29 protein-coding genes are annotated in these 25,612 nt (G+C 66.5%); 19 read left to right on the top strand and 10 right to left on the bottom strand.

From position 1 onward, the window contains the following. Positions 1–124: IS5/IS1182 family transposase (locus QGG75_11630; GenBank protein MDP6067882.1), on the top strand; the 124-nt coding region annotated here is incomplete at its 5' end. Between the two features lie 54 nt (positions 125–178). Here the strand turns inward: QGG75_11630 and QGG75_11635 are convergent. From QGG75_11635 to QGG75_11655, 5 genes are all read right to left on the bottom strand, one after another. After that, complete coding sequence (locus QGG75_11635) at positions 179–412, bottom strand: hypothetical protein (protein ID MDP6067883.1); 234 nt, start codon at positions 410–412, stop codon at positions 179–181. A 111-nt stretch (positions 413–523) separates the two neighbouring features. Further along, positions 524–1,846 (bottom strand): AMP-binding protein, encoded by a 1,323-nt coding sequence (locus QGG75_11640; protein MDP6067884.1) that lies wholly within the window; start codon positions 1,844–1,846, stop codon positions 524–526. Between the two features lie 14 nt (positions 1,847–1,860). Next, on the bottom strand, positions 1,861–2,268 hold the full coding sequence (locus tag QGG75_11645) for a cobalamin-dependent protein (protein MDP6067885.1): 408 nt from the start codon (positions 2,266–2,268) through the stop codon (positions 1,861–1,863). 14 nt (positions 2,269–2,282) lie between these two features. Continuing rightward, positions 2,283–3,899 carry a methylmalonyl-CoA mutase family protein gene (locus tag QGG75_11650; protein MDP6067886.1) on the bottom strand — a complete coding sequence of 539 codons (1,617 nt, stop codon included), beginning with the start codon at positions 3,897–3,899 and terminating at the stop codon, positions 2,283–2,285. Beyond that, the gene (locus QGG75_11655; GenBank protein ID MDP6067887.1) at positions 3,892–4,491 is read right to left on the bottom strand and encodes a TetR/AcrR family transcriptional regulator; all 600 of its coding nucleotides are present in this window, start codon (positions 4,489–4,491) and stop codon (positions 3,892–3,894) included. The genes QGG75_11650 and QGG75_11655 overlap by 8 nt, the downstream gene beginning before the upstream one ends. A gap of 159 nt (positions 4,492–4,650) precedes the next feature. Between QGG75_11655 and QGG75_11660 the strand changes: the two genes are divergently transcribed. From QGG75_11660 to QGG75_11670, 3 genes are all read left to right on the top strand, one after another. Beyond that, positions 4,651–4,992 carry a hypothetical protein gene (locus QGG75_11660; GenBank protein MDP6067888.1) on the top strand — a complete coding sequence of 114 codons (342 nt, stop codon included), beginning with the start codon at positions 4,651–4,653 and terminating at the stop codon, positions 4,990–4,992. A 94-nt stretch (positions 4,993–5,086) separates the two neighbouring features. Further along, positions 5,087–7,120, top strand: a complete 2,034-nt coding sequence (locus QGG75_11665; GenBank protein ID MDP6067889.1) for an NADPH-dependent 2,4-dienoyl-CoA reductase — start codon at positions 5,087–5,089, stop codon at positions 7,118–7,120. A 232-nt stretch (positions 7,121–7,352) separates the two neighbouring features. Beyond that, positions 7,353–8,174 (top strand): flagellin, encoded by an 822-nt coding sequence (locus tag QGG75_11670; GenBank protein MDP6067890.1) that lies wholly within the window; start codon positions 7,353–7,355, stop codon positions 8,172–8,174. A 10-nt stretch (positions 8,175–8,184) separates the two neighbouring features. On the opposite strand, the gene QGG75_11675 is transcribed toward QGG75_11670, so the two are convergent. After that, the gene (locus QGG75_11675; protein MDP6067891.1) at positions 8,185–8,766 is read right to left on the bottom strand and encodes an NAD(P)H-dependent oxidoreductase; all 582 of its coding nucleotides are present in this window, start codon (positions 8,764–8,766) and stop codon (positions 8,185–8,187) included. On the opposite strand from QGG75_11675, the gene QGG75_11680 reads away from it, so the two are divergent. Next, positions 8,765–8,929: a hypothetical protein gene (locus QGG75_11680; protein MDP6067892.1), complete on the top strand. Its 165-nt coding sequence runs from the start codon at positions 8,765–8,767 to the stop codon at positions 8,927–8,929. The two genes, QGG75_11675 and QGG75_11680, sit on opposite strands and share 2 nt — an antisense overlap. 135 nt (positions 8,930–9,064) lie before the next feature. On the opposite strand, the gene QGG75_11685 is transcribed toward QGG75_11680, so the two are convergent. From QGG75_11685 to QGG75_11695, 3 genes are all read right to left on the bottom strand, one after another. Next, on the bottom strand, positions 9,065–9,877 hold the full coding sequence (locus tag QGG75_11685; protein MDP6067893.1) for a tetratricopeptide repeat protein: 813 nt from the start codon (positions 9,875–9,877) through the stop codon (positions 9,065–9,067). Between the two features lie 245 nt (positions 9,878–10,122). After that, positions 10,123–10,716, bottom strand: a complete 594-nt coding sequence (locus QGG75_11690) for a TIGR04282 family arsenosugar biosynthesis glycosyltransferase (protein ID MDP6067894.1) — start codon at positions 10,714–10,716, stop codon at positions 10,123–10,125. Next, entirely contained in the window at positions 10,709–11,404 is a 696-nt protein-coding gene (locus QGG75_11695) for a TIGR04283 family arsenosugar biosynthesis glycosyltransferase (GenBank protein MDP6067895.1), read from the bottom strand. Before QGG75_11695 ends, QGG75_11690 begins: the two co-directional genes overlap by 8 nt. A 107-nt stretch (positions 11,405–11,511) precedes the next feature. Between QGG75_11695 and QGG75_11700 the strand changes: the two genes are divergently transcribed. From QGG75_11700 to QGG75_11725, 6 genes are all read left to right on the top strand, one after another. Beyond that, positions 11,512–12,660 (top strand): PA0069 family radical SAM protein, encoded by a 1,149-nt coding sequence (locus QGG75_11700; protein ID MDP6067896.1) that lies wholly within the window; start codon positions 11,512–11,514, stop codon positions 12,658–12,660. Between the two features lie 51 nt (positions 12,661–12,711). Continuing rightward, the gene (locus QGG75_11705) at positions 12,712–13,596 is read left to right on the top strand and encodes a DMT family transporter (GenBank protein ID MDP6067897.1); all 885 of its coding nucleotides are present in this window, start codon (positions 12,712–12,714) and stop codon (positions 13,594–13,596) included. A gap of 95 nt (positions 13,597–13,691) precedes the next feature. Then, a complete protein-coding gene (locus QGG75_11710) occupies positions 13,692–14,315 on the top strand; it encodes a DUF4433 domain-containing protein (protein ID MDP6067898.1) in 624 nt (207 codons plus the stop codon). A 15-nt stretch (positions 14,316–14,330) separates the two neighbouring features. Next, the gene (locus tag QGG75_11715) at positions 14,331–15,374 is read left to right on the top strand and encodes a macro domain-containing protein (protein MDP6067899.1); all 1,044 of its coding nucleotides are present in this window, start codon (positions 14,331–14,333) and stop codon (positions 15,372–15,374) included. A gap of 74 nt (positions 15,375–15,448) precedes the next feature. After that, on the top strand, positions 15,449–16,054 hold the full coding sequence (locus tag QGG75_11720; protein ID MDP6067900.1) for a ribonuclease HII: 606 nt from the start codon (positions 15,449–15,451) through the stop codon (positions 16,052–16,054). Positions 16,055–16,118: 64 nt separating this feature from the next. Continuing rightward, entirely contained in the window at positions 16,119–17,207 is a 1,089-nt protein-coding gene (locus QGG75_11725; GenBank protein ID MDP6067901.1) for a site-specific DNA-methyltransferase, read from the top strand. A 9-nt stretch (positions 17,208–17,216) separates the two neighbouring features. Here the strand turns inward: QGG75_11725 and mutY are convergent, their stop codons facing one another. Beyond that, positions 17,217–18,263, bottom strand: a complete 1,047-nt coding sequence (mutY, locus tag QGG75_11730; protein ID MDP6067902.1) for an A/G-specific adenine glycosylase — start codon at positions 18,261–18,263, stop codon at positions 17,217–17,219. 80 nt (positions 18,264–18,343) lie between these two features. On the opposite strand from mutY, the gene QGG75_11735 reads away from it, so the two are divergent. The 8 genes from QGG75_11735 (at position 18,344) to QGG75_11770 (ending at position 25,495) form a co-directional block, all read left to right on the top strand. Continuing rightward, complete coding sequence (locus QGG75_11735) at positions 18,344–18,808, top strand: DciA family protein (GenBank protein ID MDP6067903.1); 465 nt, start codon at positions 18,344–18,346, stop codon at positions 18,806–18,808. 94 nt (positions 18,809–18,902) lie between these two features. Next, positions 18,903–19,514, top strand: coding sequence for a DsbA family protein (locus QGG75_11740; GenBank protein MDP6067904.1), 612 nt, complete (start codon positions 18,903–18,905; stop codon positions 19,512–19,514). Positions 19,515–19,530: 16 nt separating this feature from the next. Then, positions 19,531–22,989 (top strand): chromosome segregation protein SMC, encoded by a 3,459-nt coding sequence (gene smc / locus QGG75_11745; protein ID MDP6067905.1) that lies wholly within the window; start codon positions 19,531–19,533, stop codon positions 22,987–22,989. A 172-nt stretch (positions 22,990–23,161) separates the two neighbouring features. Further along, positions 23,162–23,512 carry an AtpZ/AtpI family protein gene (locus tag QGG75_11750; GenBank protein ID MDP6067906.1) on the top strand — a complete coding sequence of 117 codons (351 nt, stop codon included), beginning with the start codon at positions 23,162–23,164 and terminating at the stop codon, positions 23,510–23,512. A 12-nt stretch (positions 23,513–23,524) separates the two neighbouring features. Then, complete coding sequence (locus QGG75_11755; GenBank protein MDP6067907.1) at positions 23,525–24,256, top strand: F0F1 ATP synthase subunit A; 732 nt, start codon at positions 23,525–23,527, stop codon at positions 24,254–24,256. A 60-nt stretch (positions 24,257–24,316) separates the two neighbouring features. After that, on the top strand, positions 24,317–24,541 hold the full coding sequence (locus QGG75_11760) for an ATP synthase subunit C family protein (protein MDP6067908.1): 225 nt from the start codon (positions 24,317–24,319) through the stop codon (positions 24,539–24,541). A gap of 30 nt (positions 24,542–24,571) precedes the next feature. Beyond that, entirely contained in the window at positions 24,572–25,060 is a 489-nt protein-coding gene (locus QGG75_11765; GenBank protein MDP6067909.1) for a F0F1 ATP synthase subunit B', read from the top strand. After that, positions 25,061–25,495: a F0F1 ATP synthase subunit B gene (locus QGG75_11770; GenBank protein MDP6067910.1), complete on the top strand. Its 435-nt coding sequence runs from the start codon at positions 25,061–25,063 to the stop codon at positions 25,493–25,495. It begins immediately after the preceding gene. Positions 25,496–25,612: the final 117 nt, after the last annotated feature.

Genomic DNA, 25,612 nt, shown 5'->3' on the forward strand with positions numbered 1-25,612 from the left:
TTTGGTCGAGAACTATTTCGCCAAGATCAAGGAATTCCGGGGCATTGCTACGCGCTACGACAAAACCGACACAAGCTATGCCGCAAACTTGAGCCTCGTCGCCACCATCATTGATTTGCGTTAATTGTCAACGGACCCTAACCGGGCCGATTGTGGCCCGGATTAGAGTGGGGTCAGGTTACGAACTGACGTTGATCGAGCCGATATGGGTCTGATCGGTGACATCGCCGCCGGCGGCGCCGGCACCGGCGCCGGCATAGGCGCCCGATCCGGCCACCGTGGGGTCGATGGGCCGGCCCGACTGCCAGGTATGGGCCGAAGCACCCGACGAGGAGCCGGCACCGGCGCCGGCACTGGCGTCACCGCCCGACTTGCCGCCCTGATCGACGCCCGCTGAACTTTGGTCACTCATTTTTTTCTTCCTGCGAGATTGGTTGTCTTCCTAGAACTCATAAGTATAGGCCGAAATTGTTGTGCAAACAAGAATCGAATTGGCTTCCGTTGTTCATTTAACCGGCTTGATCTAACGCCGCAGCACCCGTTCGGCCTTGGCCTCGTAACGCGGCAGCGTGCCCTCGGAATGGCAGACGACGCGGGCACGGATGTCGAGCCGGGCGGCGATCTGGCGGCGCACGGTTTCGGCTACGTCTTCAGGCGCCAGGCCGGAAGCGGCGGCGCACTCGATTTCCACGTCGAGTTGCTCGAGCTGCTGCTCTTCCTCGGTGATGTAGATCTGCCAGGCTTCTTTTACGGTGCCGGCGGTGGTGGCTACGATGTCCTCGATCTGGGAGGGAAAGACCATTACGCCGCGCACCTTGAGCATGTCGTCCGAGCGCCCGATGACGCGCCCGATCAGCGGCAGCCCGCGCCGCCCGCAGGCGCAGTCGAAAGGCTTGTCCGCCAGCCGCACCAGATCCCGGGTGCGCCAGCGCAGCACCGGCGAGGCCTGTTTGACGAGCGTGGTGATGAGGATCTCGCCGACCTCGCCCGGGCTCACCGGCTCCAGGGTTTGGGGATCGACGATCTCGGTCAACACGCTGTCCTCGTTGGTCAGATGGTTCTGGTCCTGGCCGTGGGAATGGGCGCAGGGCACGGCTACCACCGGGCCGCCGGCCTCGGTCGAGCCATAGAGGTCGTGGGCGCGAAAGTTTTCCGGCATGAGAGCCTCGACCTCGTCTTGAAAGGCCTTGGAGATGGCCTGGCCGCCGCAGATGCCCAACCTGAGCTGCCAGTCGCGGCGGGGATCGATGCCCCTGTCGCGGGCCAGGGTGGCCAGGTGCATGTACCACAAGAGGGTAAAGAACCCGGCCGTGTGGCCCTGATCCACCAGCCACTGGACGGCCAGCTCGCCGCGCCCCGGCCCGAGCGGGAAGTTGGTGGCGCCAAGCGCCCTGAGGCCCAGGTCCATGCTCACGCCGCCCAGCCACATGCCGCCGGTATAGCCCTGGTAGACGCGGTCCTCGGGCCCCAGCCCAATGGTCACGAAGACCCGGGCCATCTGCGCCGCCAGCAGATCCAAATCGGCATCCGTGAAGCCAAAAACGACGGGCAAGCCCGTGGTTCCCGAGGTGGCGCAGAAGCGCGCCACGTCGTACACCGGCACGGTCAGCAGGGGGTAGGGATAGCGTTCCCTGAGGTCCTCTTTCTCCAGCGTCGGCAGCGCCTTGAGGGCCTGGGGATCGGCCAGGTCGCGGGGCTCGAGGCCGGCCCGGGCGAAGTGCTGCCGCCATTCGGGGCTGGGCTCCAGGCGTTGGCCCAGCGCCGCCAGCCGGCTTTGTTGCAGCGCCAGCACGTCATCACGTTCGAGGGTCTCGAAGTCGGGATCCCGGTATGCGGCCTCGGTCATGATGCCACCCTAACCTATCGAGGTATGTTGCGTCCCTCGCCCGCCAGGGCCGCGGCGACACCGTCGAGGATGGCCTGGCGCCGGCTGCCGGGCGGGAAGATGCCCTCGATGCCAAGCTCGCGCAGCCGCGCCGTCGAGGCCGGCGTGACCACGCCGCCCACCACCACCGGCGTATTCTCGAGCCCCTTCTCGGCCAGGCGTTCAAGCAGGCGGGCCGTCAGGTAAACCGGCTCGCTGGCCAGGTAGCTCACGCCGACCACGTCGGCCGCCGTTTCGCGGGCCAGCTCGGCGACCTGTTCGGGGGTGACGTAAAGGCCGCTATAGGTGACCTCGTGGCCGTCGCGGCGCAGCCACTCGGCGACGATGGTGACGCCGTTGTCGTGGGCGTCGGTGCCCAGCTTGGCGAGAAGAATGCGTGCCATATCGGCCTCCCGTCCTATTCAGCGATCTCGAATCCGATGCCGCTACGCATGGCTGCGAAGATCTCGCCGATGGTGGCCCCGGCGGCCACCGCCTCCATCATCGCCGGCATGACGTTCTGGCTGCCCGCGGCGATCGCACCCAGGGCCTCGAGGGCCGTCTCCAGACCCGGCCGCTCGGCCTTGCGCAGCGCCCGAATGGCGGCGATCCGGGCATCGATGGTGGCGCGTTCCAACTCGAAGAACTCCGCTTCCGGCGGCTCGCTCTGGTCTTCGAAGATGTTGACGCCGACCAGCGGCCGCTCACCGTTTTCGATCTTTTCCCAATAGTCGAGGCGGGCCCGGTTGATCTCGTCCTCGATCCAGCCCGACTTGAAGACCTCGACAAAACCGCCGCGACCGTCGATGTCGGCGACCAGGGCCAGGATTTCCTGCTCCAGCCGGTCGGTGAGCTGCTCGACGAAATGTGAGCCGCCCAGTGGGTCGGCGGTTTTGACCACGTTGGTCTCGAAGGCGATGATCTGCTGGGTGCGTAAGCTGAGCTTGTGCGATTCCTCGCTGGGCAGCGCGTAGGCTTCGTCCCAGCCCGTGGTGTGCATGGACTGGCAGCCGCCCAGCACGCCGGCCAGGGTTTGCAGCGCCGCCCGCACGATGTTGTTGTGGGGCTGTTGCGCCGTCAGCGGCAGCGCCGAGGTCTGTACCGCGGTGCGAAACCAGCATGAGCGGTCCTGGTTGGCGCCAAAGCGTTCGCGCATGAGCCTGGCCCAGATGCGGCGCATGGCGCGCAGCTTGGCGATCTCCTCGAAGAAATCGATGTGGACAGCACAGAAGAAGCCGACCCGCGGTGCGAAGTCGTCGATGGCCACGCCGCGGGCCAGCAGGCGCTCGAGGTAGTCGATGGCCAGCGAGATGGCGAAGCCGGCTTCTTGGATGGCGTTCACGCCGGTCTCGCGGATGTTGTAGGCGTTGATGTTGAGCAGGTTCCAGCGCGGCATCTCGCGGGCGCAGAACTCCATCACGTCGGTGCCGACACGCAGCGCGAAGTCGACGGGGAAGAAATGCGTGTTCGACTGCATGGTCGGGCCCACCACCTGGCTCAGCGCACAGTTGGTGCAGGTGCCACGCAACTCGCTCCAGGGCACGCCGCGCTCGCGGGCGATGAGCAGGAACATGGCCACGATGACGGCCGAGGCGGGGGGACGGAAATTGAAGGTGGTTGAGACCTTTTCGATGGGAATGCCGGCCAGCAGCTGGCGCATGTCGTCCAGCGTCACCAGCGAGGTGCCCTGTCGGCCCAGATCGCCCTCGCCCAGCTCGTGGTCGTCGAGCCCGAGGTGCGAGGCCGCGTCGGGATTGATGTTGAGCCCCGTCTGGCCCTGGCCCAGCAGGTAGTGCAGGCGTTCGTTGGATTGCTCCGCCGTGCCGTAGCCCGACTGCTGGCGCCGCGTCCAGAAACGGCTGCGGTACATCTCGGGGTGGATGCCGCGGGTGAAGGGAAATTGGCCGGGCTCGGCCTCCGCCGCCCTGCCGTCGGGCCCATAGTGGGCCTCCAGCTCGAGCCCCGAGAGGGTCTTGAAGTCGTCGGGCCGTTCACCCTCGAGGTAACGCCCGAACAGGCGGTCATCTTCAGCCATCGGCTTGCTCCGGTTTGGTTTGCTTGAGGATTCCGCTCAGCGTGATCTCGGCCATCTGGGCCAGCAGGCGGTGGCGGGAGACCCGGCCCGCGGGGTCGTACCAGCCCTCCAGGCCGTTGAGCACGGCGAGCAGCGAAAAGGCCACCAGGCTGGCATCGAGGGGCTTGAAGAGGCCCGCCTTTTGGCCCCGCCGGATGACACCCCGCACCAGCTCCAGGTACTGGCGTTCCAGCACAGCGATGGCCTGTCGCGGCGCCGGCGACAGGTGATGGACCTCACGGTTGAGCAGCACCAGTTTGTGAGGTTGGCGCTGAAAGCTCGAGAAATGGTTCTCCATCACGCCCCGCAACTGGGCCACGGGATCGGCCGCCCCGGACACCGCCTGGCGGGCACCGCCGAGGATTTCGCCAATGGCGCCCTGGCAAGTGCGGAACAGCAGGTCCTCCTTGGTGGCGATATGATAATAAAGGCCGGCCGTGCTGATCTCGGCCCGGGCCGCCACGGCGCGCACACTGGTGGCGGCAAAGCCGCGGGCGGAAAAGAGCTCCGCCGCACTTTCCATTACCGCGCCCAGGCGCGTCTGACGGCCCAAGGTATCTCCCTTTTTGGCATCCTCAATTTTCAAACTTTAACGGTCGTTCACTATAGTTTCAAGCTGCCCGGTCCGACCGCCGAAGTGAAAGTTTCTCTCGTTCCCTGGCACCGATCATGCTACCCAAAAGAATAAAGGACGGGCTGGGGAAAGTTGCCAATGATCGCTGTCGGGATTTCGCTACTCGCCATCGTGGTCGCGGTGGGCACGATGATGCGCACCAGGGGCTACCAGGACAAGGCCGCCGACAATCTCCAAGGCATGCTCGTAGAGCACCGGGAAATCCTCGAACAAGAGCTCAAGCAGACGCTTTCCCAGGCCAGCGCCATCGAGGAGCGCATCGACAAGGCCGGCAAGCGCAGCGAGCGGCTGGACCAGCTTTTCCACCAGCGCGCCGAAATGGCCAAGCGCATGCACGACGAGGTCCAGGCGCTGAGCCAGAACTGCGAGGCCCTGAGGAAAAGCGCCATCCCCGCCCGCGACGGAACCTCCCTCTACTGAGGGCTTTGCCCTGTCGTTCGCGGTTTCCCCGGCGGCCGTTTGCCGGTAGGTTTTTTTGCCCGCCATCTCCGGCAGGCCTAGAGGGAAATCCGCCATGTCCGGCCACGACCGCTATCCGCAACTCTTCTCGTCCCTGGATCTCGGTTTCACGCGGCTCAAGAACCGCGCCTTGATGGGCTCCATGCATACCGGCCTCGAGGAGGCCGAGGGCGGTTTTCCGCGCCTGGCCGCCTATTTCGCCGAGCGCGCCCGCGGCGGCGTCGGCATGATCGTCACCGGCGGCATTTCGCCCAACGCCGAGGGCGGCTTCGGGGCCAAGCTCTCGAGCGTCGACGAGGTGGCCCAGCACAGGCTGATCACCGAAGCCGTTCACGGCGCTGACGCCGAGGTCAAGATCTGCATGCAGATCCTGCATTGCGGCGCACTGGCCTATAACGAAAACGCGGTTTCGCCGTCCGGCGTAAAATCGCGCATCGCCCCCCATACACCCCTTGAGCTGGACCAAGCCGGCATCCAAAAACAGCTCGACGATTTCGCGCTCTGCGCCCAACGCGCCCGGGAGGCGGGCTACGACGGCGTCGAGATCATCGGCTCCGGCGGCTATCTGCTGAGCACCTTCCTGGTCGAGAAGACCAACAACCGCACCGACGAATGGGGCGGCTCTTACCAGAATCGCATGCGTTTTCCGCTGCAGACGGTGCGCCGGGTGCGGCACGCAGTGGGGCCCGACTTCATCGTCATCTTTCGCATCGCCGCCATGGACATGCTGCAGGGCGGCATGTCGTGGGACGAAGTGGTGCTGCTGGCCAAGGAAATCGAGGCCGCCGGCGCCAGCATCATCAGCACCCATTTTACCTGGCACGAATCGGCCGTGCCGACCATCGCCACCATGGTGCCCCGGGCCGCCTTCACCTCCGTCACCGGGCGTTTGCGCAAGGAATTGACGGTGCCGTTGATCACCAGCAACCGCATCAACATGCCCGAGGTGGCGGAAGCGGTGCTGGCCAGGGGCGACGCCGACATCGTCTCCATGGCCCGGCCCATGCTGGCCGATCCTGACCTGGTGCGGAAGGCCGCCGAGGGCCGCGAGGACGAGATCAACACCTGCATCGCCTGCAACCAGGGCTGCCTCGACCACACCTTCGCAGGCCTTGAGGTCACCTGCCTGGTCAACCCGCGGGCCTGCCGCGAAACCATGCTCAGCTACGAGCCCACGAGCGAGGCCAAGACGATCGCCGTGGTCGGTGCCGGACCGGCCGGGCTGGCCTATGCCGACGTGGCGGCGGGGCGTGGTCACCAGGTCACGCTTTATGACGCGGCAGCCGAAATCGGCGGCCAGCTCAACCTGGCCAAGCGCATCCCGGGCAAGGAGGAATTCCACGAGACGCTACGCTATTTCGCCCGCGTCATCGAGCTGCGCGGCATCGACTTGCGGCTGGGCACGCGGGTCACGGCGGCCGAGCTGAAAGCCGGCAATTTCGACGAGATCGTCATCGCCACCGGCATCGAGCCCCGCCTGCCCGAAATCGAGGGCATCGACCATGAAAAGGTCTCGGGCTACATCGACGTCATCAGTGGCCGCACCAACTTGGGGCGGAGCGTGGCCATCGCCGGTGCCGGCGGCATCGGCTTCGACGTGGCCGAGCTGGTCTCGCATTCCGGCGTCTCGGCCTCACTCGACGTCGACGTCTTCGCCCGCGAATGGGGCATCGATTTCGAAAATCACCCGCGCGGCGGCGTCACCGGGGTGGAACCGGAGGTGGCGGCGGCCGAGCGCACGGTCTACCTGATGCAGCGCAAGGAGACGCCGGTGGGGCGCGGCCTGGGCAAGACCACGGGCTGGACCCACCGCCTGACGCTGGGCCGGCGCGGCGTCAAGATGATGAACGGCGTCGAATACCTGAAGATCGACGATGCCGGCCTGCATATCCGGGTGGGCGGCGAGGTCGAGGTGCTGGAGGTCGACAACGTTATCGTCTGTGCCGGCCAGACTCCGGCGCGTGGGCTCTATGACGAGCTCCGGGAGCTCGGCCTCGAGGCCAGCCTGATCGGCGGCGCCTGCGATGCCGCCGAGCTCGACGCCAAGCGCGCCATCAACCAGGCCTGCCACCTGGCGGCAGCGGTCTGACCCCGAAAACACCCGCTTCGCCCGGCAATCCTTGCCGGGCGGGGCCAAGATGATCGTGCCGAAGCGCTCTTCGGGCGCTCGCTTCAGCCCCGGCCCCAGACCTCCGAACATCGTTGTTTTCAGCGCTTTCTAGGCCTCAGGAATGATTTCCAACGGTTTGGCATAGGGCTTGCGAAGGACTGCGTGCGACCCCGTGCGATATGTCCACCGCTAGCAGGCGAGGCCCAGTCCGATGGCTATGTCAGTCAACACCAACGCCGGCGCCATGATTGCGCTGCAGAATCTCTCGAAGACCAACAAGGGTCTCGAGACCACCCAGTTGCGCGTCACCACCGGCCTCAAGGTCAACGGCCCAAAGGACGACGCCGCGACCTTCGCCATCGCCCAGAATATGCGCGGCGACATCGCCGGCATGCAGGCCGTGAAATCGGCCCTGGCCATGGGCGAGGCCACGGTCAACGTGGCCATCTCGGCGGGCAAGGCGGTTTCCGACCTGCTCATCGAGATGAAGGCCAAGGTGGTTCAGGCCAACCAGGCCGGCCTCGATACCGACTCGCGCGACGCCCTGAACAACGAATTCACCTCGCTCAGGGCCCAGCTCGACACCGTCGTGCTCAGTGCCGAGTTCAACGGCAAGAACCTGATCACCACCGGCGGCACCGCCCTGGCCGTGCTCAGCACCGTCGAAGGCAGCACCATTTCGGTCAGCGCCCAGGACATGTCGGCGACGGCGCTCGGGGCCGACCTCAACACCTCCGTGCTTACCGATTCCACCGGCGCCACGACGGCCCTTTCGGCCATCGATTCGGCCATCGTCGCGGTCTCCAACTCGCTGGCCAGCCTGGGTTCGGCGGCCAAGCGCGTCGGTATCCAGGCCGAGTTCACCATTCAGCTCGTCGACATCCTCAAGCAGGGCGTGGGCAACCTGGTGGACGCCGACTTGGCCGAGGAAAGCGCGGCGCTGCAGTCCTTGCAGATCAAGCAGCAGCTCGGCGTGCAAGCCTTGTCGATCGCCAACGCCGGCCCGCAGAGCATCCTGGCGCTGTTCGGTTAAGCGATACGCGCTAGCCTCGCTGGCCGACCGTACGGCCGGCTATGCCGGGCTTGAGACGGCCCGGCTCGGCGCCCTCGAGGTTGAAGTCGTCGAGGTCGTGGAAATCGAGCGGCGCGGTCTCGTCCAGGGTGCGAAGGCGCTCCTCCCAGGCCGCCAGCAGGGCCGCCCGTTCCTCGTCGCCGAGCCGTGCCGGGGCCGGGGCCACGAAGGGCGGCAACACGGTAAAGCCGGTGAAATTGAACATGCCGTTGTGGATCGGCCACAGCACCACATCCAGGGCGCCGCTGAGGCCGTCCTCGGCGAACTGGCTGAGCGGCCCGCCGGTGGCGAAGGAAAGCATGGCCTTGCGGCCCCGGAACTTGCCGCGGCTGTAGTTGCCGACGCCGGGGCCGTAGGCCCAGCCCTGGGCAAAAACCCGGTCGACCCAGCCCTTGAGGATGGCCGGCAGGCCGAACCACCAAAGGGGAAACTGGAAGATCAGCAGATCGGCCTTTTCCAACTTGTCCATCTCGGCCTTGAGCTCGGCCGTGAAGCCGTCTTCCCCGGCTTCGATCCTGGCGGCCCGCATCTGCTCGGCCTCCAGCCTGTCCATGAACGAAGGTCTGGTGTTCAGCGCCTGCGGCAACACCATGAAGAAGATGGCCAAAAAGACGGGCACGCAGCCGGTGCTGATCGACGGCATCAAGGTGGTTCAGGCCGGCGTGCTGCGCATCATGGAGCTGCAGCAAAAGGGCTGGGCCTACGTGCGGCCTTAAAGCATTTCAAGATTGATCCCGGCCAGCCGCTGCTGGAAAAGAAACCGCCCGCCGCGGGCAGCGGCGGGCGGTCATTTTTGGAGCGGGACCGGGGGGATCGGTCCCTCTCCCCCAAGTTCTATAGCTATGGGGTTTCTATAGGCGCTTGGGTTTCCATTTGGCCACCTGCGTCATGGCCTGAGTGATCTGCTTCTCATCGAGGCCGGCGCCGATGCGGCGGGCTTCGCTCCTGGCACGTTCGCCGATCTTGCCGCGGCTGCGCTTGGCCCCCAGCACCAGCCACTTGTAGGCCTTGACGGCATCGGCCTCGACGCCTTCGCCGCGCTTGAAGGCCAGGCCCAGTTCATATTGCGCCGGGCCGTAGCCCTGGTGCGCTGCCAGGCGGTACCAATTGGCGGCCTTGGTCAGGTCCTTGGCGACGCCGCGGCCGGTCTCGTAAAGCCGGCCCAGGCCGTATTGGGCGCGGGCGTAGCGGGACTCCGCCGCCATCATCATCAGCGAGGCCGCCAAGGCGTTGCTTTTTTTGGCGCCGCGGCCGTAGCGATGGGCCAGGCCGAGCATGTATTGGGCACTGGCCAGGCCCTGCTCGGCGGCCTTGCCGAACCATTCGGCGGCCGCGGTTTCGTCCTTTTCGACGCCGCGGCCCGAGCGATACATCAGGCCGAGGTTGTACTGCCCCTTGGGATAGCCGGCCAGGGCTGCCTTGCGGTACCAGGAGACGGCCTGTGCGGCATTCCTGTCGACGCCGCGGCCCGAGGCATAGAGCACGCCCAAATTGGTTTGGGCCCTGGCATCGCCGGTCTGGCCGGCCCGGCGCCAGTGCTGGGCGGCGATGGCGTATTCACCTCGGTCGTAGGCTTGCTTGCCGCTCTTGAAATCGGCCCGTGCCGGGCTGCCCGCGGTGCCGACGAACAAGGCCAGAATGAGCCCTAGCAATAGACGCTTCATCAGGTTCCCCAAAAGCCTTTGGCCAGATAGGTTCGATCTTCGGTGGTTCATGCCCCCGAAAGCGAAATTAATCTTTTTTGATTCCGATGTCGAGCAATACCCGGGAAAACCCTAATTATTCCCCGTCCTTTCCATGGACCGTACCAGGAAGGAAAAAAATATTAAATTTCAGTTATATAACGCAAAATCACCGAGCTGCCATGCCGTCAATGTCGTTTGATTGGCCTGCGGCAGATTGACGCATCTTAAGATTTAAGGCGCCGCAGATCGGCGGCGCTGTCGACGTCGGCCAGGCTTTCCAGGAACGCGATGGGGCGGCCCTGAAAGCCCTCGAGGGTATCGGCAAGGGCCTTTGGGCCCGACCAGCGCACGGCGGCAAAGAGCCCCGGCCGGAGCCGCGGCCGGGCCGGCCGGCGGCGCAAACCGACGAGCCAGAAACCGCCGTCGCGGGCCGGCCCGAAGACCGCCTGATGGCGGCCGAGCGCGGCGAAGGCGGCGGCCACGTGGCGCCCCTTCAGGGCCGGAATGTCGCAACCCACCAGCACCACGGGACCCGGCGGCAGGCTGACGAAGGGCCGCGCCATGCGGGCTCCCAGGTCGCCGCCGCCCTGGGCCAGGCGATCACCGGACCAGAGCGGGCCGGCGTCGAAGCCGTCGGGGGTGAGAGAGAGCCAGGTGCGCCAGCGCCGGTCATCAAGGCGGCGCAGGGTTTGGGCCAGATTGCGGCGGTAGAAACGCCAGGCCGTGACGCTGCCCACCTGGCGGGCCAGGCGGTTCTTGACGGCACCCAGGCGGGGCGCCTTGGCGAAAATTACCAGATGGCGTTGCGGATCAGCCATAAAGCCGCGCCAGCCAGGCCGGCGGCAGGCCGAGATAGTAAAGCCCGAGGCAGCTCAGGTTTCGCGAACTGCGCCAGAGATAGCCCCGGCGGTAACGTGCCGCCGAGGTCAGGGCCGGGCACTCGAACATATGCATGCGGGCTCGTCCGATGCGCCGCACCAGATCCACGTCCTCCATCAAGGGCCAGGGCCGAAAGCCGCCCAGGCGGTCGTAGAAGTCCCGGCTCAGCAACAACCCCTGGTCGCCATAGGGCAGCCCCAGAGCCCGGCAGCGCCAGGCCACCATGGCCTCCAGCCGCCGCGCCGCCGGGCCGCTATCGTCCAGCGTGAAGCGAAAGGTTGCCGCCGCTTCGCCGCCGCTGGTCATAAAAGCCGCGGCCTCATCAGTCCAGCCCCTGCCAAGCTGCGTATCGGCGTGCAAAAAGAGCAGCCAATCGGCGCTCGTGGCCTGGGCCCCGGCGGCCAACTGGCGGCCCCGGCCAGGGCGCGCCGCGACCACACGGGCACCGGCCCGGCCGGCCAGCGCCACCGTGGCATCGTCCGAACCGCCGTCCGCCACCACGATCTCGTGCAGCAACGCCGCGCCCTCCGCCAGCGCCGCCAACGTGGCGGCCAGGGTTGCAGCGGCGTCGAGCGTCGGAATGACGACAGCCAATCCCGGGGCTGATTCTGGGTGCTTTCCGCTCATGACCTGATGATAGTCCAGACCCGGCGAAGATGGGGGGCAAAGCAAATGTTCTCGAAATATTCTCGAAATGTTCTTGACTCTCCATGAGGCATCCCTAAAGTCACCCCATGCCCCGTCCCGCCAACGACGATTTCGCCCCCTCGGCCGACACCGTGCCGCCCAGCGAACGCCGCGGCCGCGGCGCCACGCTGAATCCCTCAAGCCGTTTTGCGGCCGTCCAGCGCCGGCGCGCCGATCGCCACTGGCACTACGCCAACGCCGCCACCTGGCCCGAGGGCGAAAGGCCGGTCAGCCTCCAAACCCCCAGCCTCCAAACCCAAGTCAGCGAAGAGGTCGTGCGCAGCGCCATCAGCCGCAATCACTCGCCCGACCTCGACTTCGAACAATCGTTGAATCCTTATCGCGGCTGCGAACATGGCTGTGCCTATTGCTTCGCCCGGCCCAGTCACGAGTTTCTCGACCTCTCGCCGGGGCTCGATTTCGAAACCAAACTGTGGGCCAAGCCCGGCCTGGCGGCGGCCCTGGCCGGCGAACTGGCCAAGCCCGGCTACCGCTGCCGGCCCCTGGCGCTGGGCAGCAACACGGATTGCTATCAGCCGCTGGAGGGCGAGCGCCGGCTCAGCCGCCAGGTCATCGAGTTGCTGGCCGAGTGCCGCCATCCTCTGAGCATCGTCACCAAGTCGCATCTGGTGACCCGCGACATCGATTTGCTGGCGCCGCTGGCGGCGGAGGGCCTGGTGCGGGTGGCGCTGTCGCTGACCACGCTCGACCGCCGCCTGGCGCGTAGCCTCGAGCCCCGCGCCGCGACGCCGGCCCGGCGCCTGGCCGCCATCGCCAGCCTGGCCGCCGCCGGCATCCCCACTGGCGTCATGGTGGCGCCATTGATCCCGGCGCTGACGGACTGGGAGCTCGAATCGCTGATCGAGGCGGCGGCCCGGTCGGGGGCGGGTTTTGCCGGCTGGTCGCTTTTGCGCCTGCCGGGCGCCGTCAAGGAGCTCTTCTGCCAATGGCTCGGCGCGCACCAGCCGGCCCGCGCCGTCAAGGTCATGCACCGGCTCAGGGCCTTGCGCCAGGGCCGGGCGCATGAGACAAAATTCTTCCTGCGCCACAGCGGTTCGGGCCCGGAAGCCGAGCTCATCGCCCAGCGTTTCGCCGCCGCCTGCCGCCGCCACGAATTGGCCACTGAGCCGCCGGAGTTGGAGACCGGCCACTTCCAGCCACCGTCCGCCGCCGGCCGCCAGTTCAGCCTGTTCTGATCCCAAAGCACTTCTCGCGGCGGTCTGGGTGATCGGTTAGTGTTCGCCCCCATGACGGCAGACGGCAACAAATCCGGCATCTTGGTGATGATTCTGGCCATGTTCGTGCTGGCCTCGATGGATGCCATTTCCAAGTACCTGGTGGCGATTTACGAGGTGCCGCAGATCCTTTGGATCCGAGCCCTGGTCTTCGTCGTCTTCGCCGTCGCCGTGGCCCGGCCGCGGCATCTGCGTAGGGCGTTCAAATCGGCCCGGCCGGGGCTGCAGATCGGGCGCTCGCTGATCCTGGTGTGCGAAACCGCCATCTTCATCGTGGCCTTTCGCTATCTGCCGCTGGCCGATGTCCATGCCGTGGCCGCCCTGGCGCCGCTGATCGCCACGGCGCTGGCCATTCCGCTGCTCGGCGAACGCGTCGGCGCGCGGCGCTGGACGGCCGTGGCGATGGGTTTCGTCGGCGTTGTCATCATCATCCGGCCGGGCCTCGGCGTCTTCCACTGGACCGCTTTGCTGCCGCTAGTGGCGGCTTTTTTCTGGGGCCTCTATCAGGTCCTGGTACGCCTGGTCAGCGCCCACGACGGGGCTGCCACGACGACGCTATACACGGCCCTGGTGGCGGCCTTGGCCTGGAGCGGGGTGAGCCTTTACCAGGGTCACTGGCAGGCCCCGGACGCTGTTGGCTGGGGCCTTTTGCTGCTGCTCGGCCTGATGGCCTCGCTGGCCCATTTTCTCGTCATCAAGGCGCTCGAACTGGCCCCGGCCTCGGTGCTGCAGCCTTTCGGCTACACGCTCATGCTGTGGGCCGTGGTCATGGGCTACCTGGTGTTCGACCATATCCCCGATGCCTTGACGCTCGCGGGCGCCGCCATCGTGGTGGCCAGCGGCCTCTATGCGCTTTATCGCGAGAGCGCGGCTCACGATGCCCGACCTCAGCCTTGAAGCCGCCGCCGGCGGTGTCGTGGCGGTTGCCCAATTGTGAACCGTGCGCTATCCAGAGGACCCGTTGAAATTCCTGACCGAAGAGACATGTTGGATTGACTGCAATATACCACATCACCCATGTCAGAAATTTGCCGGGGATGCTCCGTGAAGGCGGATTGTGGTGTGATGCAGAACGTTTGGCGCGGCGGTTGGGAAGCGTGGGAATCGCCCATCAGCACATCAAGGAACGGCGGGCGCGAAAGGTGGTGCCGGTAGCTTCCGGAGGTACCCTCGCCGATTATGTGCCATTCTATTTTGCGCCACGCTCACCCATGCTCTTTGCGATTCACAAGGGCGCTGTCGAAGATTACCGGGAAAGCCAGAGGGAAATCCTACACCTCGTGAGTAGCATAGACGCCGTTCAGCCTGGCGGTTCGCCTTGGTGTTTCACCGACGGTCATGCCGAAATGCTCTCTTCCTTTTCAGACGACCTCGAGGATCTTGACGAGTACGTCGATTGGCCGATCATGCGCGCTCACTATTGGGCGGACACCGCAGACGACAATGACCGAAAACGTCGCCGCCAGGCTGAATTCCTTGTTCATCGCTTTTTCCCTTGGGCCGCAATTTCTGAGATCGGCGTGGTCGATGATGAAATGGCGATGACCGTGTCGGATCAGCTTGACGGTTCTGCAAATATTCCTGCAGTGAACATACAGCGATCATGGTACTATTGATTTAGGAGATGGCCGGTGATCGAATTGAAACGCGGGAACCTTCTGGAGGCGGACGCTGAGGCGTTGGTCAACACCGTCAATACGGTGGGGGTGATGGGGAAGGGAATAGCCCTCCAGTTCAAAAAGGCCTTTCCCGATAATTTTCAAGCCTATAAGGCCGCGTGTGACTCTAACGTGGTAGAGATCGGTCGTATGTTCGTGTTCGACCGGGAAACTATGATCAATCCGCGCTTCATCATCAATTTTCCCACTAAACGACACTGGAGGGCCAAGAGTCGACTGGCCGATGTTGACGTGGGGCTTCGGGCTTTGGTGGCAGAGGTGCGGTCGCGCAAGATAAGATCGATTGCTGTTCCTCCCCTGGGGGCAGGTCTGGGAGGCCTGCGATGGTCTGATGTGCGGACAAGGATCGAGCAAGCCTTCGCCGATTCGCCGGATGTGAACGTAATGCTCTACGAACCGGCTGGCGCACCTCCTCCGGACAAAATAATTGTTCGCACCAAGAAGCCACGCATGACACGCGGCCGTGCAGCACTTATCGGTTTGATGGACCGCTACATGGTCCCTGGATATGGCTACTTGCTCTCGCTGCTAGAAATTCAAAAGCTTGCCTATCTGCTGCAAGTCACCGGCGAACCGCTAAGGTTGAATTTTGTCAAAGAGCGCTACGGACCATACGCGGACAATCTTCGGCACGTGCTGAGCCATCTGGAGGGGCACTATTGCCAGGGGTTCGGTGACGGCCGCAACAGTCCGGATACGCCCATGCGGTTGCTTGAGGGCGCCGCCGATGCGGCCGAAAAGTTTCTGGTCCGCCAGTCCGAAATCAAAAAACGTTTTGATCGCGTCACGCAAGTCATCGAGGGTTTCGAGACGCCATATGGAATGGAGTTGCTGGCCAGCGTGCATTGGGTGGCAAACGATAATCCCCGGGCGGCGCTGGACCCCGAAATCGCCGTCGCGGATATTCTTGACTGGAGCGACCGCAAACGCAGGATGATGAAACCACGGCACATCCGAATTGGTTGGGACCGACTTCGGGAACAAGCGTGGATCTGAAACCCGTTGGCGGGTGATCGTGGCAGCGAGTGCCAGCGGCCTCTATGCGCTTTATCGCGAGAGCGCGGCTCACGATGCCCGACCTCAGCCTTGAAGCCGCCGCCGGCGGTGTCGTGGCCGGCGTCGACGAGGCCGGCCGCGGGCCCTGGGCCGGGCCGGTGGTGGCGGCGGCGGTGATCCTCGACACAGGCCGGGTGGCGCCGGGCATCGACGATTCCAAGCGCTTGAAAAGGCCCCGGCGCGAGGAACTGGCGGCAGCCATCCGGGCCAGTGCCCAGGTCGGCTTGGGCTTGGCCTCGGTGGCCGAGATCGATGCGCTGAACATCCTGGCCGCCACCATGTTGGCCATGCGCCGCGCCGTCGACGATCTGCCGCGCCAGCCCGACCTGGCCCTGGTCGACGGCAACCGGGCGCCCGAGCTGGCCTGCAGCGTAACCACCGTGATCAAGGGCGACGGGCTGTCGCTCTCCATCGCCGCCGCCTCGATCGTTGCCAAGGTGGCCCGCGACGCCATGATGGCCGAGCTCGACCGGGCCTGCCCGGGCTACGGCTGGCAAGGCAACATGGGCTACGGCACCGCCGAGCACCGCGCCGCGCTCGATCGCCTGGGTCCCACGCCGCACCACCGGTGTTCCTTCGCGCCGGTCCGCCGGGCACTTGATACGGTTCAGGACAAATAACCCTAAGGCCTTGAATCTAAATGGACTCTTGACGCGAGGGGCGGCTTGACTCATGCTGCCGGCGATGCCGCGAGAGACAACCGATGGCCTGCCGGTCGATGCCATCCTGGAAGGTGACTGCGTCGAGCTGATGCAAGGGCTGCCCGAGCGTTCGGTGGACCTGGTATTCGCCGATCCGCCCTACAACCTGCAGCTCAATCAGGATCTGCACCGGCCCAACAACAGCCGCGTCGACGGGGTCGACGATGCCTGGGACCGCTTTGCCGATTTCGCCGCCTACGATGACTTCACCGTGGCCTGGCTGACGGCGGCGCGGCGCCTTCTCAAAGACCACGGTACGCTCTGGGTGATCGGCAGCTATCACAACATCTTCCGCGTCGGCAGCCGATTGCAGGACCTGGGGTTCTGGATCCTCAACGACGTCATCTGGCGCAAGACCAACCCCATGCCGAATTTCCGTGGCCGGCGCTTCACCAACGCCCACGAGACCCTGATCTGGTGCAGCAAGGGGCGTGAGGCGCGCTATACCTTCAACTACGACGCCATGAAGGCGCTCAACGACGATCTGCAGATGCGTTCCGACTGGCTGCTGCCCATCTGTTCGGGTGGCGAACGCCTCAAGCTGGGTGGCCACAAGGCCCACACCACGCAAAAGCCCGAAGCGCTCTTGCACCGCGTCATCCTGGCCGCCTCGCAGCCCGGCCAGGTGATCCTCGATCCCTTCTTCGGCAGCGGCACTACCGGCGCCGTGGCCAAACGCCTGGGTCGGCACTACATCGGCCTCGAACGCCAGCCCGACTACATCAAACTGGCGAGGCAGCGCCTGGCCCGGGTGATACCGGCCGATGGCGAAAGCCTGGTGGTGACGCCATCCAAACGCAACCTGCCGCGCGTGCCCTTCGGCCAGGTGGTGGAGCGCGGCCTTTTGTCGCCGGGCGCGTTGCTCTTCGACCAGCGCCGCCGCCACGCCGCCAAGGTGCGGGCCGACGGCACCCTCGTGGTCGACGGGGCCAGCGGCTCGATCCACCAGATCGGCGCCCACGTCCAGGGCGCCCCGGCCTGCAACGGCTGGACCTTCTGGCATTTCGAATCGGACGACGGCCTCAAACCCATCGATCTGCTACGCCAACGCATCCGCGCCGAAACCCCCTGAGGGGGCGCTTTAGTTTTTCTGCGCCAGGTTGGCTACTTTCTTCATCAGGGTGGGGAGGGCGTGTTGCTCGAACTCGGCGGGCTTGCACCAGAGGCCTTCGAGGTCGGCGTTGGGGCACTCGCCCGCCAGCACCATCAATTCCAAGCGAAAATGCGTGAAGCCGTGCGCCACCTGGCCCGGTCGGCGCCAGCGGCTTTTGAGCGGCCCCTGGCGGCGCGCCTGGGCTGGGCTCCAGGCGGCCTGGCGCCACGATGTCGTGGGAAAGCCCATCATGCCGCCCAAGAGGCCATCATCGGGGCGCCGGCGCAGCAGCACGCGGCCCGCGGTGTCGCTGATCCAGAAGGCCACGCCGTGGCGCAGCGGCCGGGCCGCGCGCGGACTGCGTTTGGGAAGCTCGCCCGCCACACCTTGCCGCCGGGCCAGGCAATCGGCTTGCCAGGGGCAGGCCGGGCAAGCCGCCGCCCGTGGCCGGCAAATCGTCGCCCCCAGGTCCATCAGGGCCTGGGCATAGTCGCCCGGCCGCCGCTCGGGCGTCAGCCTCCGGGCCAGTTCACGCAAGCGGGGCTTGGCGCCGGGCAGGGGATCGCTCACCGCATGCAGCCTGGCCATGACGCGCTCGACGTTGCCGTCGACCACCGTGGCCGGGCGGTCGAAGGCGATGGCGGCGATGGCGGCGGCGGTGTAGGGGCCGATGCCGGGCAGGCGCAAAAGCTCCGCTTCATCTTGGGGAAAGCCACAAGATTTACCCCGGGCCGCCAGTTCCTGGGCGCACTTGTGCAGATTGCGGGCGCGGGCGTAGTAGCCCAGCCCGGCCCAGGCCGCCAGCACCTCGTCGCGCTCGGCCGCGGCCAGCGCCGCCAGCGTCGGCCAGCGCTCGAGAAAGCGCCGGTAATAGTTGGTCACCGTCGCCACCGTGGTTTGCTGCAACATGATCTCGCTGAGCCAGACGGCATAGGGATCGGCGGGATCCCCACGCCAGGGCAACCGGCGGCCGTGGCGGTCGTACCACTCGAGCAGACGGCGGGCCAGTTGGCCAGGGTCGGGGCGGGGGCTCATGTCTTCAGGCTACACCTTTCCGTCGCTATCGTTGGTCTTGGCGGCGTGACGCAGTCGCCGAATGGGCGCACAATAGGCCCATGAGAGCCAAACGCACGGGCCGCGGACCGCGACGGCTGCAGGGCATCCTGTCGGCCATCACCGCGCCCGCCATGCGCCGCCAGGGTTTCGCCCGGGCCGAGGTGCTGTCGCGCTGGGCCGAGATCGTCGGGCCCGAGCTGGCCGCCGGTTGCCAGCCCGAACGCCTTGTTTTTAAACGCGACGGCAGCGGCGCCACGCTCAAGGTTCGGGTCGAGGCCGGCCTGGGGCCCGAGATACAGCACCGCTCACCGGCCATCATCGAACGCATCAACGGCTATTTCGGCTATCGCGCGGTGCAGGCGCTAAGCCTGATCCAGGCACCGCTGCAAACCGCGGCAAGGCGCCCCGGCGGGCCGCCAGCCGACGGCGACGACCCGGCCGAACCCCGCCAGCCCGGACTCAAGGGCGCCCTGGCGGCGCTGGGCCGGCGCATCAAAGCGGCCGAGCGCCGGGATCAATCCTGAAATGCCGCCCGGGCGCCTTTTTGGCTCCCACGACGGCTTGTGCGGCAAATGGCGAGTGCCTATACTTGCCACAACATCTTGTGGGTGGGAGAACATGTTTACGCTAATTAAGGCATGCTTGCGCTTCGCGGCGCCGGGTTCTCTGGTTTTGCTGCTGGCTCTGGCCACGGCCGGTGCCGCGCCCCTCAGCGGCAAGGAGGAGATGGCCATCGGAGCCGCCGAGGCCCCGGTGACGGTCATCGAGTATGCCTCCATGTCGTGCTCCCATTGCGCCCATTTCCACATCGAAACCTTGCCGGCGTTGAAGGAAAAGTACATCAACACTGGCAAGCTGCGGCTGGTGTTCCGCGAGTTTCCCCTCGACCGCACCGCCTTCTGGGCCGCCATCCTGGCGCGCTGCAGCGGCGAGAAGCGCTTTTTCGGCTTCATCGACCTGCTCTTCCGCCAGCAAAAGAAATGGTCGCACTCGCGCGATCCCCTGGCCGAGCTGAGCCAGGTCGGGCTGATGGGCGGCGTCGGCAAGAAAGACTTCGAGGCCTGCCTCAAGAACGCCGATCTGGGCAACGCCATCCTCGCCACCCGCCTGGCCGGCGAGCAGAAGCACAAGATCCAATCGACGCCGAGCTTCGTCATCGGCGGCAAGACCCAGCCCGGCGCCCCGACGCTGGAGCAATTCGACGAGCTCCTGAAACCTCTGCTCAAGTAACCGACCGGAGCCCTTCGTGCACTTCACCCGCCTTCGCCTCGCCGGCTTCAAGTCCTTCGTCGAGTCCACCGAGCTGACCATCGAGCCCGGGCTGACCGGCGTCGTCGGCCCCAACGGCTGCGGCAAGTCGAACCTCATCGAGGGCTTGCGCTGGGTGATGGGGGAGACCTCGGCCAAGAAGATGCGCGGCGGCGCCATGGACGACGTCATCTTCAACGGTACCACGGCACGGCCGGCCCGCAACATCGCCGAGGTCTCGCTGCTGCTGGACAACGCCGGGCGCGACGCCCCGGCGGCCTACAACGGCGGCGACGAGCTCGAGATCGTGCGCCGCATCGAGCGCCAATCGGGCTCGGGCTATCGCATCAACGGCGACGACGTGCGGGCTCGCGACGTGCAGCTTCTGTTCGCCGACCTGGCCACCGGCGCCCACGCCACGGCGCTGGTCAGCCAAGGCCAGATCGGCGCCCTGATCGCCGCCAAACCGGTCGAGCGCCGTCGCATTCTGGAAGAGGCGGCCGGCATCACCGGGCTCCATTCGCGCCGCCATGAGGCCGAGCTCAGACTGCGCGCCGCCGAGAACAACCTGGAACGCCTGGACGACGTCATGGCGGCCATGGAGGACCAGTTGCGCGGCCTCAAGCGCCAGGCCCGCCAGGCCACGCGGTACCGCAACCTCTCGGGGCACATCCGCCGCGCCGAGGCCATGCTGCTTTACCTGCGCTGGCGCCAGGCCGAGACCTCGGCCGTTGCTGCCCGCCAGCGCTTGGCTCAGGCCACCAGCCAGGTGGCCGACTTGACCGCTGCCGCCGCCGCCGCCTCGACGGCCCAGGCCGCTGCCGCCGAAGCGCTGCCGCCGTTGCGCCAGGCCGAGGCCGAAAGCGCTGCCCGGCTGCACCATCTGGCGGTCACCCGCGATGGCCTCGAGGCCGAAGAGGCGCGCGCCCGTGAGGCCAAGGCGGCGCTCGAGGCGCGGCTCGGCCAGATCGCCGGCGACAGCCAGCGCGAGAAATCCTTGCTTGGCGATGCCGCCGACAACATGGGCCGCCTGGAGAGCGAAATTCAAGCCCTCGAGCTGGCCCGTGACGGCGAGGCCGAGGCCAGGGCGGCGGCCGAGGCCCAGGTGAGCGAGAGTGCCGGCCGGTTGGCCGAACGCGAGCAGGCGCTGGACGAAGCCAACCGCCAGGCCGCCGAGGAGGCCGGCCGGCGGCGCAGCCTGGCCGCCGAGATGGCCGAAATCGCCGGCCGCGGCGAGCGCCAGCAGGCCCGGCGCGACGAATTAATCGAGGAACGCGAGGCCCTGGCCGCGGGGGATGGTCCGGATGATCCCGAGAGCTCCGGCGACGCCGCCGTGGCCCAGGCCCGGGCCGCCGCCGCTGCCGCCCGCGAGAGAGCCGACGGCGCCGAAGCGGGCCGGCTGCGGGCCCAGGAGAGCGAGGCGGCGAGGCGCGAGGAATTGCACCGGGCGGAAACCGCGTACGGCCGCAACGAGGCCGAAGCCGCGGCCCTGGGCCGCCTGCTGGCGGTTGCCGATGACGAGCTCTGGCCGCCGCTGATCGACGCCGTCAACGTCGAGCCGGGCTTTGAAACAGCGCTCGGTGCGGCGCTCGGTGACGAGCTCGGTTATTCGGCCGACGCCGGGGCGCCGGTGCATTGGCTCGAGTTGCCGCCCTACGACGAGACCCAGGCGCTGCCCGCGGGGGCCCGGCCGCTCGGCGATTTCGTCTCCGCCCCGCCGGCCCTGGCCCGCCGCTTGTCGCAGATCGGTGTGGTCAAGAGCGCCGCCGGTGCCAAGCTGCACTCCGAGCTCGCGCCCGGCCAACGTCTGGTCGCACGCGACGGCGCGCTGTGGCGCTGGGACGGCTTCACGGCCGCCGCCGACGCTCCCACCGCCGCCGCCACGCGCCTCGCCCAGCGCAACCGCCTGGACGAGCTCGAAGAGTCCCTGGTGGCTGAACGCCAAGGCCTGGACGAGGCCCGCGAGAGCCATGCCGTGGCGGCCGAGGAACTGGCCGAGCAAAGCCGTGAAGCGGCCAGCGCCCGGGCCCGGGCGCGCGAGGCCGAGGACCACTTGCGCAGCCAGCAGGAAAGCCACGCCGCGGCCCTCCAGGCGCGGGCGGCGCTCCAGGCCCGCCTGGCTGCCGCCGGCGAGGCCCTGACCGAGCTCGACCGCGACCTCGAGGAAGGCGCCGGGCGCCGGGCCGAGGCCGAGGCCGCGCTGGCCGCCTTGGCGCCGCCAGAGGCCGCCGGCGAGGCCATCGAGGAGTTGCGTAATGCCCTGGTGATGACGCGCGAGAGCCATGCCGAGGCCCGCGCCAGCCGTGACGCGCTGGTTGCCGAGAGCCGCAACCGCGACGCCCGCTCCGTCGCCATGGCTAGCGAGATAGAGACCTGGAGCCGCCGCCGGGCTGCCGCCGAGAGCCAGATCGCGGCCCTTGACGAGCGCCACGGCGCGGCCGAGAAAGAATTGGCGGCGCTGGCCGAGCGGCCCGATCAGATCGCCCACGAACGGGCCCAATTGTTCGAGCGTATCAAAGCCGCCGAGACCGAGCGCGACGGCGCCGCCGACGCTTTGGCCCGGGCCGAGGCCGAACTGGCCCAGGCCGACAGGGCGGTGCAGGGGGCGAACCAGAACCTGGCCACGGCGCGCGAGGAAAGGGTGCGCATCGAGGCCCAAGTCGGCCAGGCCGAACAGCAGCAGACGGACGTCGCCGAGCGCATGCGCGAGACGCTTTCCTGCACGCCGGCCGAGGCGCCCGAGATCGCCGAGCTCAAGAATCCGGACGATTTGCCCGAGATCGAGCCTACCGAGAACCGCCTCGAACGCCTCAAGCGCGAGCGTGACAACATGGGCCCGGTCAACTTGCGCGCCGACGCCGAGGCGGCCGAGATCGGCGAGCGCCTGGAAACCCTGAACACCGAACGAGCCGACCTGGTGGCCGCCATCGCGCGGCTGCGCCAGGGCATCGCTAGCCTCAACCGCGAGGGCCGCGAGCGCCTGCTGGTCGCCTTCAAGCAGGTCGACGAGCATTTCCAGGCGCTGTTTGAGCGCCTCTTCGGGGGCGGCCAGGCCCATCTGGCGCTGACCGAATCGGAGGATCCGCTGGAGGCCGGACTGGAGATCATGGCCAGCCCGCCAGGCAAGCGCATGCAGGTGATGTCGCTTTTGTCGGGCGGCGAACAGGCACTGACGGCGCTGGCGCTCTTGTTCAGCGTCTTTCTCACCAACCCGGCGCCGATCTGCGTTCTCGACGAGGTCGATGCGCCGCTCGACGACGCCAACGTCGAGCGTTTCCTGGGGCTGGTCGAGGAAATCGCCCAGGCTTCCGAGGTGCGTTTCCTCATCGTCACCCATAACCCGCTGACCATGGCGCGCATGGACCGGCTGTTTGGCGTCACCATGACGGAACGCGGGGTGAGCCGCCTGGTGTCGGTCGATCTGGGCCGCGCCGAGCACTTACGAGCCACCGCCTGAGCACTGACGGAGTGCGGTTTTATTAATATTTTTCAATAACTTACTGCATCTGCACCAAGGCTTGACAGGGCACCTTCCATGCCCCTATTGTTCACCCGGTTTCGAGGCGGTCGGAGCCCTATCGGGGCGGCCGGCTCGAGTTTCAACGGGCGAGATTTCTGGCCAGATTTCCATGAGCGGCGAGGGGCAGCCTCCCAGCCTGAAAGGCCTGGATGCCCGTTTGCGCCAAGCCCGGCAGAAGGGCCGGCCACGAGACGACCAGGTGGCCCCGGTGGCGGCGCCGGGGATGGCACTGGGTCAGGCCATGCGGCTGGCGGTCGAGATGGTTTCGGCCCTGCTGGTCGGCGGCGGTTTGGGTTGGTTCCTCGACGGCTGGCTGGAGACGCGGCCGTGGTTGTTGTTGTTGTTTCTGCTGCTCGGCGCGGCGGCCGGTACTTTGAACGCCTATCGCGCCGCCATGCGCCTGACGCCGGGGTTCGGTTTCCAGGCTGACGGAGAAGGCGGAGCGGAGCACGAAGATTAAGGATTAGGTCCGGTGGCGGAACAGCACAGCCCTCTCACGCAGTTCGAGATCAAGCGCCTGGTCGAAATCGATATCGCCGGCCTGGATGTCTCGTTCACCAATTCTTCGTTGATGATGGTGATCGTGCTGGTGCTGGTGACGGCGCTGCTGACCCTTAGCATGCGGGGCCGCGCCATGGTGCCCGGCCGCTGGCAATCGATCGCCGAGCTGAGCTACGAATTCATCGCCAACATGCTGCGCGAAAACGTGGGATCCCAGGGGCGCCAGTATTTCCCCTTCGTCTTTACGCTGTTTATGTTCATCGTCACCAGCAACCTCTTGGGCCTGTTGCCCTATTCCTTCACCGTCACCAGCCATATCGTCGTCACCTTCGCCCTGGCCATCGTCGTTTTCCTCGGCGTCACGGTGATCGGCCTGATCAAGCACAAGCTCCACTTCTTCAGTTTTTTCGTGCCCAAGGGCGTGCCCATGGCGCTGATCCCGATCCTGGTGCCGATCGAGGTGATCTCCTACCTGGCGCGGCCGGTCAGCCTGTCGCTCCGGCTGTTCGCCAACATGATGGCCGGGCATACCCTGCTCAAGGTGTTCGGCGGCTTCGTCGTGGTGCTGGGCATCTTCGGCGTGGCGCCGCTCCTGTTCGTGGTGGCGCTTTATGCCCTGGAGTTGATCGTCGCCGTGCTGCAGGCCTATGTCTTCACCATTCTTACCTGCCTCTATCTCAACGACGCGCTGCACCTGCACTAGCGGCCGGGCGCGAATTCCCTTCATTCATCTGGTATCACAGGAACTAAAGGACCAATGGAAATGGAAACGGAAGCTGCCAAGCAGATCGGTGCCGGACTGGCTACCATCGGCCTCGCCGGGGTCGGAGTCGGTATCGGAAACATCTTCGCCAGCTACGTCGCCGCGGGCATCCGCAATCCGGCGGCGGCACCGGGCATGTTCGGCCAGGTGCTGCTGGGCTTCGCCCTGACCGAGGCCGTGGCGCTCTACGCCCTGGTCATCGCCTTCTTGATCTTGTTCGGCTAGCAGCGCGGGCTCGAACCGGGCGCGGGCAATATGCCGCAACTCGTCGTCAGCGACTTTTCGTCCCAGCTGATCTGGCTGGTCATCACTTTCGTGGTGCTCTATTTGATTCTCTGGCGGGTGGCGCTGCCGCGCATTGCCGAGGTCATGGACGAGCGCCAGCGCCGCATCACGGACGGCCTGGAAGAGGCGGAGCGACTCAAGGCCGAGGCCGAGACAGCCATCCAGGAATACGAAACCGCCTTGGCCCAGGCCCGGGCCAAGGCCCACGACACAGCCACTCTGGCCCGCGACCGGGCGGCCCGGGAGGTCCAGGCCCGGCGCGCCGCCTTGCAGGCCGAACTGGCCACCGAGATGGCGGCGGCCGAGGCCCGCATCGCCGAGAGCCGCCAGGCGGCGCTGGCCAACCTGCGTGATGTGGCCATCGAGACGGCCCAGGCCGTCACCGCTCGGCTGATCGGCGCAGAGCCCAGCGCCGCCGCCGCCGCCGCGGCGGTGAATGGCGAGCTGGAGGGCCGTTAGATGTTCGATGCCGCCTTTTGGGTCGCCGTCGCCTTCGTCGCCTTTTGCGCCATCCTGGCCAAGTTCGCCTACAGGCGCATCATCGACGCCCTGGATGCCCGGGCCCGGGCCATCTCCGACCAGCTCGACGAAGCCGCCAGGCTGCGCGAGGAAGCCCAGGCGCTGTTGGCCAGCTACCAGCGCAAGCAGCGCGACGCCATGCAGGAAGCCGAGGACATCATCGAGCACGCCAAACAGGAGGCCGAACGCCTGGCCGCCGAGGCCGAAGTTACCCTGGAGGCCGAGGTCAAGCGGCGCGGCGAGCTGGCCCAAGCCAAAATCGCCCAGGCCGAGGCCCAGGCCCTGAAGGAAGTGCGTCACTCAGCCGTCGAGATTTCGCTACGCGCCGCCGAAACCCTGATCAAGCAGAACCTAGAGCGTTTCAAGTTTGCTTGAATCCATACCCTGAATTCAGGAAGTAGTTTGCGCATTCCTGTGGTGGGAAGTCATCGATGAGATCGGCGATGGTTTGCCACAGCTCCTCGATGGTTCGGGCGGAGGCCTTTCGAAGGA

The sequence above is a fragment of the Alphaproteobacteria bacterium genome, from assembly GCA_030740435.1.
Taxonomy (GTDB): domain Bacteria; phylum Pseudomonadota; class Alphaproteobacteria; order UBA2966; family UBA2966.